The organism is Rhodococcus sp. SORGH_AS_0301 (assembly GCF_030818285.1).
Lineage (GTDB): Bacteria > Actinomycetota > Actinomycetes > Mycobacteriales > Mycobacteriaceae > Rhodococcoides.
In genome coordinates this window covers 2,129,760-2,141,254 of the sequence record NZ_JAUTAC010000002.1, presented here as the reverse complement: position 1 = coordinate 2,141,254, position 11,495 = coordinate 2,129,760, and the positions used below count along the sequence as shown (strand labels likewise).

General features: G+C 67.8%; 9 protein-coding genes and 1 tRNA gene. 4 read left to right on the top strand and 6 right to left on the bottom strand.

From position 1 onward, the window contains the following. Positions 1-31: 31 nt before the first annotated feature. Positions 32-1,057 carry a PDZ domain-containing protein gene (locus QE397_RS10655; RefSeq protein ID WP_056448064.1) on the top strand — a complete coding sequence of 342 codons (1,026 nt, stop codon included), beginning with the start codon at positions 32-34 and terminating at the stop codon, positions 1,055-1,057. A 17-nt stretch (positions 1,058-1,074) separates the two neighbouring features. Here QE397_RS10655 and QE397_RS10650 read toward each other — a convergent pair whose 3' ends face one another. Continuing rightward, a complete protein-coding gene (locus tag QE397_RS10650; RefSeq protein WP_231476446.1) occupies positions 1,075-1,713 on the bottom strand; it encodes a PPA1309 family protein in 639 nt (212 codons plus the stop codon). 178 nt (positions 1,714-1,891) lie between these two features. Here QE397_RS10650 and QE397_RS10645 point away from each other — a divergent pair, with 178 nt between their 5' ends. After that, positions 1,892-4,888 carry a UPF0182 family protein gene (locus QE397_RS10645; RefSeq protein ID WP_222638652.1) on the top strand — a complete coding sequence of 999 codons (2,997 nt, stop codon included), beginning with the start codon at positions 1,892-1,894 and terminating at the stop codon, positions 4,886-4,888. A gap of 401 nt (positions 4,889-5,289) precedes the next feature. Here QE397_RS10645 and QE397_RS10640 read toward each other — a convergent pair whose 3' ends face one another. Then, on the bottom strand, positions 5,290-5,820 hold the full coding sequence (locus QE397_RS10640) for a transglycosylase family protein (RefSeq protein ID WP_307093250.1): 531 nt from the start codon (positions 5,818-5,820) through the stop codon (positions 5,290-5,292). 462 nt (positions 5,821-6,282) lie between these two features. Here QE397_RS10640 and QE397_RS10635 point away from each other — a divergent pair. Further along, a tRNA-Met gene (locus tag QE397_RS10635) sits at positions 6,283-6,359 on the top strand. Positions 6,360-6,458: 99 nt separating this feature from the next. On the opposite strand, the gene QE397_RS10630 is transcribed toward QE397_RS10635, so the two are convergent. The 4 genes from QE397_RS10630 to QE397_RS10615 all read right to left on the bottom strand — a co-directional run bounded on the left by QE397_RS10630 (position 6,459) and on the right by QE397_RS10615 (position 10,305). Further along, positions 6,459-6,668, bottom strand: coding sequence for a hypothetical protein (locus tag QE397_RS10630; RefSeq protein ID WP_307093248.1), 210 nt, complete (start codon positions 6,666-6,668; stop codon positions 6,459-6,461). Between the two features lie 102 nt (positions 6,669-6,770). Beyond that, positions 6,771-7,991, bottom strand: coding sequence for an acyl-CoA dehydrogenase family protein (locus tag QE397_RS10625; RefSeq protein WP_056447862.1), 1,221 nt, complete (start codon positions 7,989-7,991; stop codon positions 6,771-6,773). A 31-nt stretch (positions 7,992-8,022) separates the two neighbouring features. Next, entirely contained in the window at positions 8,023-9,441 is a 1,419-nt protein-coding gene (locus tag QE397_RS10620; RefSeq protein ID WP_027506817.1) for an acyl-CoA dehydrogenase family protein, read from the bottom strand. Positions 9,442-9,480: 39 nt separating this feature from the next. Beyond that, positions 9,481-10,305 carry an inositol monophosphatase family protein gene (locus tag QE397_RS10615; RefSeq protein WP_307093245.1) on the bottom strand — a complete coding sequence of 275 codons (825 nt, stop codon included), beginning with the start codon at positions 10,303-10,305 and terminating at the stop codon, positions 9,481-9,483. Positions 10,306-10,362: 57 nt separating this feature from the next. Between QE397_RS10615 and prfB the strand changes: the two genes are divergently transcribed. Further along, a complete protein-coding gene (prfB, locus tag QE397_RS10610) occupies positions 10,363-11,478 on the top strand; it encodes a peptide chain release factor 2 (protein WP_027506816.1) in 1,116 nt (371 codons plus the stop codon). Positions 11,479-11,495 lie beyond the last annotated feature (17 nt).

Below are 11,495 nucleotides of genomic sequence, written 5' to 3'. Positions count from 1 at the left end.
CGCTGACGGTGTCGTTCTCTACTGTGGTGACGTGAATCGAAGGATCGCGACGCTCCTGGTCGCTCTGTTGCCGGTGGTCGTCCTCGGAGTTCTGGGATCTGCGGTCACCGTTCCGTTCGCGGCCCTCGGGCCCGGACCGACGTTCGACACACTCGGTGAGGTGGACGGCAAGCCCGTCGTGGACGTCCAGGGCACCGACGTCGATCGGCCGTCCGGCCACCTGAACATGACGACCGTGGCGGTTCGGGACGAGTTGACGGTGTTCGACGCTCTCGGCCTCTGGCTCAGCGGCAGGCAGGGGTTGGTCCCGCGCGACGAGATCTACCCGCCCGATCGCAGCCGAGAAGAGGTCGAGAACGCCAACCAGGCCGACTTCGCGGAATCCGAGGACAGTGCGGAACTCGCAGCCCTGGATCACCTCGGACTGCCCACGGTGCTCACGGTCGCGCAGATCGGCGACGACAGCCCCGCGGCGGGCGTCCTCGAGGAGGGTGACCGGGTGACCGCGATCGACGGCGCGCCCGTGTCCACTGTGGCCGACGTCCAGAAAGCTGTCGGTGCCGTGAATCCCGGCACGACCATCTCGGTGGACGTCACGCGGGACGGCGCGACGACGACGGAGAACGTCACCGTCGCCGCCCGTCCGGACGACGCCGAGCGCGGCTATCTCGGCATCACCCCGGAGGAGACACCGGACGTGCCGTTCACCGTGGAGTTCAATCTCGCCGACGTCGGCGGCCCGTCCGCCGGACTGATGTTCTCGCTGGCGGTGGTGGACAAGCTCAGTCCCGGCGACCTCAGCGGCGGTGCCTTCGTCGCCGGCACGGGAACGATCGACGCCGACGGCGTGGTGGGTCCCATCGGCGGGATCCCGTACAAGTTGGTCGCCGCACGCGAGGCCGGCGCGACGATCTTCCTCGTTCCCGCGGACAACTGCGCCGAGGCGGCGCCGCGGACGCCGGAGGGGCTACGCCTGGTGAAGGTCACGAGCCTGGACGATGCGATCGGGTCGCTCGACGCTCTGGCCGGTGGGGGAGACGCCCCGTCCTGCTCGTGACGATCCGGGTGCGAACGTCAGTAGTCCTCGTCCTCGGGATCCGCGTCGAGCGTGGCGTGCAGCGCCGCGACGACGTTCGGCGCCAGGTTCTCGTAGGTCAGTAGCTCCGGCGCCTCGTCGAAACTGCTGTCGTCCTCGTTCTCGGGACGCAGCTGCAGCAGGGCGATGGACGGACCGTCCCGAAGTACGGCGACGATGAGCCGCCCGTCGCGCCGGTCGGGGTGCTCCTCGGCCGTGAGGCGCGCGGCCTGGTCCGCCGCGTCGCGATCCGCCAGGAGCGGAGCGAGGGCGCTGTCGAGATCCGATTCGGCCTCGGGCGGCAGAACGACGATCTCCTCGACCAGTGCGCACCCGGCGACCGAGGCCGGCCAGGTGGTCGTGCCGAGGAACTCGTCGAGCGCGTGCGATCCGCCCGCGACGTCGGCGGGCAGCCGCTCCTGGGCGACAGGGGTCAGGTCGGCGCCGTCCTCGAGCTGGTCGAGCAGGCTGGGCTCCGCGGCCGCCAGATCCTCGGTCGGGACCAACGCGAACAACTGAGGCCCCTGGTCCCACCCGCCGGCGTCCACGTAGTCGACGACCTCGCGCACACAGCGGGCGAGGGCGCGTTCGGCGCGGGCGTCCCCGGATTCGGGATCGAACCACTCGCTCCCGGTCACGATGCATCCTCGTTGTCACTCACCGCTCCATCCTCGCATCGAGGGCTAGAGTCGTGGACGTCGCCACGGCGGGACACTTCGCGTTCGAGGGTGTCCGTACAGTGGTCGAAAACGGACATGTGGTGTCGTCACGGTGGTGTCACGAGGCGACGGCGCGCGAGATCTTGGAGTGTGGCACGTGGGCATGAGGCCCCCAACCGGTTTACCGTCGTTGTCGAGACGGAGCCGTACGTTACTGGTCCTGGCGTTGGTTCTGGCCGCGCTGTTGCTCATCGGTCCCCGGTTGGTGGACACGTACACGGACTGGTTGTGGTTCGGGGAGGTCGGCTTCCGCAACGTCTTCACGACGGTGCTCCTCACTCGCGTGATCACGTTCCTCGTCGTCGCTCTGCTGGTGGGCGGCACGGTGTTCGGTGCTCTCACCGTCGCCTACCGGTCGCGTCCGGTCTTCGTGCCCACGGCCGGACCGAACGATCCCATCGCTCGCTACCGCACCACCGTCATGTCGCGTCTGCGCGTGTTCGGTATCGGCATCCCGGTCGTCATCGGCCTGCTCTCCGGCCTTGTCGCACAGGGCAACTGGGTCACGGTGCAGATGTTCCTGCACGGTGGATCCTTCGGCGTGCAGGATCCGCAGTTCAACCTGGACGTCGGCTTCTACGCCTTCGATCTGCCGTTCTACCGGTCGATCCTCAACTGGCTCTTCGTCGCCGTCGTCATCGCCTTCTTCGCGGCACTGGTCACGCACTACATCTTCGGCGGCCTGCGCCTCAGCGGCCGCGAGGGTGCGCTGACCAAGTCGGCGCGCATCCAGTTGGCCGTGCTCGCCGGCACCTTCGTCGTCCTCAAGGCGGTGGCGTACTGGTTCGATCGTTACGCACTCTTGTCGAGCAGCCGTAAGGAGCCCACGTTCACGGGCCCCGGCTTCACCGACATCAACGCCGTCCTGCCCGCGAAGCTCATCCTGCTGGCCATCGCTGTCATCTGTGCGGGTGCCTTCTTCGCGGCGATCTTCCTGCGCGATCTGCGGATCCCGGCACTCGCCACCGCGCTTCTCGTCCTGTCGTCGATTCTCGTCGGCGCCGTCTGGCCGTTGGTCGTCGAGCAGTTCTCGGTGCGCCCCAACGCTGCCGACAAGGAGCGGGCGTACATCGAACGGAACATCGAGGCCACCCGAGCCGCCTACGGCATCACGGACGACACCGTGACCTACGAGGACTACACGGGCGTCGGTTCCGCGTCGCCGCGGGACGTCCCCGCGGACCAGACCACCATCGCCAACACCCGTCTGCTCGATCCGAACGTGCTCTCGCGCACCTTCACCCAGCAGCAGCAGCTCAAGAACTTCTACGGGTTCCCGTCCACGTTGGACGTCGACCGCTACGAGATCGACGGGCAGCTCCAGGACTACATCGTCGCGGCGCGTGAGCTGTCTCCCAACAGCCTCACCGGCAACCAGACCGACTGGATCAACCGCCACACGGTGTACACGCACGGCAACGGTTTCGTGGCGGCCCCGGCCAACCGTGTGAACGCCGCCGTGCAGGACGCGACGAGCACCGAGTCCAACAGCAACTCCGGGTACCCGATCTACACCGTCAGCGACCTCGCGTCGCAGGCCGCGGACGACCAGGTCATCCCGGTGGAGCAGCCCCGCATCTACTACGGCGAGGTCATCGCGTCGTCCAACCCCGACTACGCCATCGTCGGTGGCAGCGAAGGCTCGGACGGCCGCGAGTACGACACCGACACCTCGCGCTACACCTACACCGGTTCGGGTGGCGTCAGCATCGGCAACTGGTTCAACCGGTTGGCGTTCGCGGCGAAGTACACCGAACGCAACATCCTCTTCTCGGGCGCCATCGGCGACGACTCGAAGATCATCTTCAACCGCGATCCTCGTGAGCGCGTGCAGAAGGTCGCACCGTGGCTGACCGCGGACGGCAACTCCTACCCGGCCGTGGTCGGTGGAAAGATCGTCTGGATCGTCGACGCGTACACCACGCTGGACCAGTACCCCTACGCGCAGCGCAGTTCGCTCGAGGGACTGGTGCAGGACAGCATCGACGCCAACACCGGTCGACTGCTTCCGCGTGACGAGGTGTCCTACATCCGCAACTCGGTCAAGGCCACCGTCGACGCCTACGACGGGTCGGTGAACCTGTACCAGGTGGACGACAACGATCCCGTCCTCGCCGCGTGGATGGGCGCGTTCCCGGGTGCGGTCCAGCCCGAGTCGGCGATCTCCGACGAACTGCGTCAGCACTTCCGCTACCCCGAGGACCTGTTCAAGGTCCAGCGCGAGATGCTCGCCAAGTACCACGTCAACGATCCCGGCGAGTTCTTCACCAACAACGCGTTCTGGTCGGTCCCCAGCGACCCGACCGTCGAGGGTGGCACCAACCTCAACCAGCCGCCGTACTACGTCCTGATCGGTGATCCGGACACGGGCCAGCCGTCGTTCAGGTTGACCAGTGCGATGGTGGGCTTCAACCGAGAGCTGTTGTCCGCGTACATCTCCGTGCGCTCCGATCCGGAGGGTTACGGCGAGTTCACGGTGCTGCAGTTGCCCACCGACACGCAGACTCAGGGTCCGCAGCAGGCGCAGAACTCGATGACGTCGGACACCCGTGTGGCGTCGGACCGAACGCTGCTGCAGCAGTCCAACAGGATCCAATACGGCAACCTGCTGACACTGCCCATCGCCAACGGCGGAATCCTGTACGTCGAGCCGCTGTACACCGAGCGCAACACGACGAACACCTCCACGTTCCCGCAGTTGTCCCGCGTACTCGTGAGCTATCGCGAGCCGGGTGCGGGCGGCGGTGTCCGCGTCGGGTACGCGGCGACGCTGGCCGAGGCACTGGACCAGGTGTTCGGCTCCGGTACGGGCAGCGTGGCGACCGCGCCGGGCGGTGAGGCGACAGAGCCCCAGCCGGACAACGGCTCGTCGACCGGCACCACCCCGGCACCCACCGAGGGGTCTGCCACCACGCCTCCGTCCACGTCGGCCGCACCCGCTGCGCCCGTCGACCGGACGGCGGCGGTGAACAACCTCAACAGTGCGCTGGCAGCAGTGCGGACCGCGCAGCAGTCGGGTGACTTCGCCCAGCTCGGTACCGCGTTCGACAACCTGCAGCGCGCGATCGACCAGTACAACAGCACCGGCGGTTAGTCGGCTCTGCACCACGCGACGCCCCGCCCTCGATTCACGAGGGCGGGGCGTCGCTGTGTGGCGGCTTGGCTGCGCGCGCACCCTGTTGTGGTCGCCGCGCACCCTTTCCAGTCGGCTGCTGGGGGTGTGCGGTGCGCGGAGGGGGTGTGTGCTCCCCGTGCAGTGCCGGAGCGTGGTGGCTCGGCGAGGGCGCGCCGCCCGGTCCGGCCGAGCGCACACCTGTTGTGGTGGCCGCGCACCCTTTCCAGTCGGCTGCTGGGGGTGTGCGGTGCGCGGAGGGGGTGTGCACACCCCGTGCAGTGCCGGAGCGTGGTGGCGCGACAGCACGCACCCACCGCACACGACGAAGCGGGCGCACCCGATGATCGGGTGCGCCCGCTTCGGACGTTCGAGAGGATGCTCTAGCGAGCGAGGCCCGCGAGGACGCCGGAGTTGGCGGCCACGAAGTCCTGGTACTGCTGGCCGACGCCGTACTGCTGGGCCAGTGCTGCGCCCTGCTCGACGGCGGACTGCACGGGTGCCGGTGCGGCGGGTGCAGCAGGCGCGGGAGCGGGTGCCGGTGCGGGCGCCTCGGCGACCGACGTGGTGCCCGACGAGAGGTACTGGCCGCAGGTGGGCCATGCGCCGACGCCCTGGGTCGCGAGAACGTTCTCGGCGACGCGGATCTGCTCGGCCTTGGAGGCGCTGGACGCGGTGCCGGAGCCGCCGTTGGCCACCCAGGTGCTCTGCGAGAACTGCAGGCCACCGTAGTAGCCGTTGCCGGTGTTGATGCCCCAGTTGCCGCCGCTCTCGCACTGTGCGACGCCGTCCCAGTTGTGGGCGGGTGCTGCGGAGGCGGTTCCGGTGCTCAGGACGAGCGGTGCGGCGACGACGGCGCCGGTGACGGCGGCCCATCCGAGCGCGCGGGTGGTGAAGTTACGTGCAGTGGTCATGCGGGGTAGATCCTCTCAGCGCTGGTCGACGTGAGCGCGCAGGCGAGTGACGCCTGCATTCGCTCGAATCCCTGCCCCCATCGAGTCGGGTCTCCGATCCCGCGGGGCAGAAGAATCCAGCGGCGGGTCGGCCTGGCCCTTGTTTCGGGCCGAGCGCGACGGTAACGAAACAATCACGAGCCGTCACCCGGCCCTCTGGCGAGGTCGGAAACGGGCGAGATGGTGGGTTCGTGACATCTCTGCAGGTCATGACGGATGACAACCGTCTCGTGTCCTCTTCGTGACCCCATCGTTATGTGAGGGGGAACACGGGTGAAAAGAGACCGCGGTCACCCTCCGAGGCTCGATCTCGTTGCTCAGCAGGCGATTTGCAATTCACCGACGCCGTCCGGTAACTTCTTGTTCAGCAAGAACGCAGTACAGCTTGCACCGCAGACGGAGCCGAAAGGTTCTCGACGCTGACGCGGGGTGGAGCAGCTCGGTAGCTCGCTGGGCTCATAACCCAGAGGTCGCAGGTTCAAATCCTGTCCCCGCTACCACCACGAAAGGCCCGACAGTCTCAGACTGTCGGGCCTTTTGCGTTGCCGCAGGCACCGGCGTCGACTCGATCGGATCAGAGCGACGTTGGTGCCTGGTGCTCAGTGAGAGATGTCGGGATCCGCCGACGTCATGCCCGTGCTGGGCGCGTCGTTCTCGTCGACGTCCCCGCCGGCGTCCGTAAGGTCCCCCGAGTCGTCCGTCTCGTCCAGATCGACGGCGTCCGCACCCTCGAGGTGGGTGAGGCCCACCTCGGCCTCCGCGACGAGGCCCTTGGCTTTGTCCTCGATCTTCTTCGCCCAGTCCGACATGGCAGTCTCCCTCGTGTTCGCCGTGCTTCGTCCGTTCCAGCTTGCCAGAACAGCAGAAAGGCCCGGCACACGTGCCGGGCCTTTCTCAGGGTCGCGTGACCGTCACTTCAGCTCGGCGGACGTCTTCCCGAGCACGCGGCGAGCCACGATCAGCTGCTGGATCTGCTGGGTGCCCTCGAAGATGTCGAGGATCTTCGAGTCGCGTGACCACTTCTCGAGCAGCAGGTGCTCGGAGAAGCCGAGCGTGCCGGCCAGTTCCACCGCCTTGAGTGTGATGTCGGTGGCGCTACGGCCTGCCTTCGCCTTGGACATCGACGCCTGCAGCGAGTTGGGCTCCTTGTTGTCCGCCATCCACGCAGCGCGGAGAGCGAGCAGGTAAGCAGCCTCCCAGTCGGCCTCGAGCCGGATGTACTCCGCAGCAGCGGCCGACTGGCTGTAGGTGGCAGCGTCGTAGTCGATGACCACTCCGGCGTCGGTCAGGATCGACCGGAGCTCCTCGAGCGCTGCACGGGCGACTCCGATGGCCATGCCGGCGACCAGAGGACGGGTGTTGTCGAACGTCTGCATGACGCCGGCGAAGCCCTTGTCCGTGTCGACGTCCGGGGAACCCAGGAGGTTGTCCTTCGGGATGCGGCAGTTGTCGAGGAGCAGGGCTGCGGTGTCGGACGCCTTGATGCCCAGCTTGTGCTCGAGGCGTGCGACGGACAGGCCCGGTGCGTCCCGCGGGACGACGAAGGACTTGATCGCGGCGCGGCCCTTGGTCTTGTCGACGGTGGCCCACACGACGATGTGCGTGGAGCGCTCGCCGGCCGTGACGTAGATCTTCTCGCCGTTGAGGACCCACTCGTCACCGTCGAGTACCGCGGTGGTGCTCACGGCGGCCGAGTCGGAACCGAACGAGGGCTCGGTGATGGCCATCGAGGCCCACACCTTGCCGAAGCGCTCGAGCTGCTCGTCGGTGGCGACGGCGGCGATGGCGGAGTTGCCGAGGCCCTGGTAGGGGATGGACAGGGTCAGACCCACGTCACCCCAGCAGGTCTCGATGACGTTGACCAGAGCGGACATGTTGCCGCCGTTGGCATTTGCGGTCTTGCTCGGCTTCGGAGCGTCGCCCTTGGCCTCACGGCCGCCCTTGGCGCCGCCGATCTCACCGCCGGCGTCGCTCATGCCCTCGATCATGGCGGCCATGGTGTCGAGCTCGACCGGGTAGGCGTGCTCCGCCAGGTCGTACTTGCGCGACACGGGGCGCATGATCTCGGCCGCGACCTGGTGAGCCTGGTTGGCCGACGCCCTGAGCTTGCGAGGAAGTTCGAGATTGATCATGAGAGTTCCAATCGAAAGGTGGGGTGTCGGATCAGATCAGGACGATGCCCTCGGCAACGCCGACGGCGCGGAGATCGCGGTACCAGCGCTCGACCGGGTGCTCCTTGGTGAAACCGTGTCCGCCGAGAAGCTGGACACCGTCGAGGCCGATCTGCATGCCCTTGTCCGTCGCGAGTCGACGGGCGAGCGAGGCCTCGCGTGCGAAGGACAGTCCCTGCTCCGCACGGGACGCACCACGCTGGATGACCAGGCGCAGACCGTCGAGCTCGATCGCGATGTTGGCCACCATGAAGGCGACGGCCTGACGGTTGCTGATCGGCTCGCCGAACGCGGTGCGGTCGTTGACGTAGGGGACCACGTAGTCCAGGACGGCCTTCGACGTGCCGGCGGCCATGGACGCCCAGCCGAGACGCGCGAGCCGGATGGCGTCGGTGTAGTCGGACACGTGGGCGTCCGCGTCGCCGTCGCCCAGCAGGTTGGCCTCGGGTACGGCGACGCCGTCGAGATGCAGTCGGCCGATGCCCGCTGCACGCAGACCCATGCTGGGGTCCGCCTCGACACTCAACCCGGCGCTGTCCGACTCGACGATGAAGAGAGCGGGACGGCCGTCGAGTTCGGCGGCGACGATGAAGAGCTCGCAGGCGGCGGCCGACGGCACGAGGCTCTTGACGCCCGTGAGCTTGTAGCCGCTGGGGGAGCGGACCGCCTTGGTCTGCAGCGCGAACGGGTCGAAGAGCGCGCGCGGCTCGTTCACGACGAGAGCCGCACTGGGCACCTTCTCACCCGTGAAGGACGGCAGGTACGTCTTCTGCTGAGTCTCGGTGCCCCACTGCGTGAGCGCCACCGCCACGCCGCTGGGGGCGAGGATCGGCAGGGCCAGGCCCATGTCTCCGTACGCGAGCGCCTCGGCGACGAGGGCGTTGGTGACGGCGCCGCGCTCACTGGCCGCGCCCTCGAGGTTCTCGGGGACGTTGATGAGGGTGATGCCCAGTTCGGCGGCGCGAGCGACGAGGTCGTCCGGCGATGCCGCGGCCTCGTCGGCGTCGTGCGCTGCGGGGCGCATGATCTCCTCGGCGAACTCGAGCACCGTCTCGACGATCATCTTCTGCTCGTCGTCGGGAGTCAGGTCGAAGTAGTCGAGTCCCTTGGTGGAGGACTCGGGCAGACGCTCGGGCTTGCCTCCGCCGGACACCTTGGAGAAGGTCCGGGTGGCGGCACCGAGCGTCTTGAAGCCGGTCTTCGTGCTCTCGTACGTGACACGGTCGATCGTCTGGCGCAGGTTGTACTTCTCGGCCAGGTCGGAGCCGGAGAGCTTGGTGAGCACGCGCATCGCGGTTCCGATGGCGTCGCGTCGGATCGGGTTGAGCCCGACCGCTGACGTGTCGCGCACCGGGCGCCGAGACGCATCGGTCTTGGTCGTGGGGGCGCTGTCGTTCTTCGTCATGATCACCCAGCTGTTCTCGGTGTTCGGTCGTGGACGGGACCTATCTTACTCGCCGGTAAGTTCGGTGTCTACCGTCGAGTAAGGTCGGCGCGTCAGGCGCCCGAGGACGGCGTCGTGCAGAAGCGCGTTCGACGCCACCGCACTGCCCCAGTGCGGCCCCGCCGCACCGTCGAGAGCGGTGAAACGGCCGCCCGCCTCCCGTACCAGCACGTCGAGCGGAGCCAGGTCCCACAGTGATACTTCGGGCTCGGCGGCCACATCGATCGATCCCTCGGCGACCAGGCAGTACGAGAGGAAGTCGCCGTAGCCGCGGACGCGCCACACCTCGTCGGTCAGATCCAGGAAGTTCTCTCGCAGACCGGCGTCCCTCCACCCGCTGAGGCTGGAGAATCCCAGGCTCGCCGAGGACGGAGACGCCACCGACGACACCGACAACCGTCGCGGCTCGTCGGCACCGAAGCGTGCGAACGCTCCCAGCCCGTCGGCCGCCCACCATCGCCGCGCGAGAGCGGGAGCGCTGACCACTCCCACGACCGGCACGCCGTCGGAGAGCAGCGCGACCAGCGTCGCCCAGATCGGCACACCGCGGACGAAGCTCTTGGTGCCGTCGATGGGATCGAGCACCCACTGACGCCCGGAGAGGACGGCGTCGCCGCCGAACTCCTCGCCCAACACCGCATCGCCCGGTCGGACCTCGCCGAGCAGCCGCCGGATCTCGGTCTCGACGGCCAGATCCGCGTCCGAGACGGGTGTGAGATCAGGCTTGTCCTCGATGCGCAGGTCCACGGCCAGGAATCGCGCCGTGGTGATGGCGTCGGCCGCGTCCGCGAGACGGAGGGCGAGGGTGAGATCGTCGGCGAGGTCGGTCACGGCACAGGACGTTACTGCGGTGCGGGCCCGTCGGTCGTTGCCGGTAACCTCGGGCGCGTGCATCCTGACGTATCCGCTGACATCGCCGAACTCGACACCACCCTCAAGACCGTGGAGTCGGTGCTCGACATCGAGGAACTCCGTCGCCGGATCGACGAGCTCGAACACCAGGCTGCCGACCCCGAGCTGTGGAACGACCAGGACCACGCCCAGCAGGTGACCAGCGCGTTGTCGCACGCGCAGACCGAGTTGCGGCGGGTCGAGGCGCTGCGCCAGCGGCTCGACGATCTTCCGGTGCTGTACGAGCTCGCCGAGGCGGAAGAGGGCGAGGCCGCCGCCGAGGCGCTCGCGGAGGCGGACGCCGAGCGCGTCTCCCTGCACACCGACGTCGAGCTGCTCGAGGTGCGGACCCTGCTGTCGGGTGAGTACGACAAGCGTGACGCGCTGGTCAACATCCGGTCCGGCGCCGGCGGGATCGACGCCGCGGACTGGGCCGAGATGCTGATGCGCATGTACATCCGCTGGGCCGAGAAGCACGGATACGGCGTGGAGGTCTACGACACCTCGTACGCCGAGGAGGCCGGCATCAAGAGCGCCACCTTCGCGGTGAAGGCGCCCTACAGTTACGGAACTCTGTCGATCGAGCAGGGCACGCATCGTCTCGTGCGCATCAGCCCCTTCGACAACCAGGGTCGCCGCCAGACGTCCTTCGCCGAGGTCGAGGTGCTGCCGGTCGTCGAGACCACCGATCACATCGAGATCCCCGAGAACGACATCCGTGTCGACGTGTACCGCTCGTCGGGACCGGGTGGTCAGTCCGTCAACACCACCGACTCCGCCGTGCGGCTCACACACATTCCGACCGGCATCGTCGTCACCTGCCAGAACGAGAAGTCGCAGCTGCAGAACAAGGTGTCCGCCATGCGCGTGCTGCAGGCCAAGCTGCTCGAGGTCAAGCGCAAGGAGGAGCGCGCCGAGATGGACGCCCTCAAGGGCGACGGCGGCAGCTCCTGGGGTAACCAGATGCGCTCGTACGTCCTGCACCCGTACCAGATGGTGAAGGATCTGCGGACCGAGTACGAGGTCAACAACCCGTCCTCGGTGCTCGACGGTGACATCGACGGCTTCATCGAGTCGGGCATCCGCTGGCGTATGCGTGCAGAGCAGGAGTAACAGGTGAGCGCCTTCTG

Coding starts and splice junctions, on each gene's coding strand:
- QE397_RS10630 (WP_307093248.1), bottom strand. CDS start 6,668: ATGTCGGACTGGGCGAAGAAGATCGAGGACAAAGCCAAGGGCCTCGTC.
- QE397_RS10625 (WP_056447862.1), bottom strand. CDS start 7,991: ATGATCAATCTCGAACTTCCTCGCAAGCTCAGGGCGTCGGCCAACCAG.
- QE397_RS10640 (WP_307093250.1), bottom strand. CDS start 5,820: ATGACCACTGCACGTAACTTCACCACCCGCGCGCTCGGATGGGCCGCC.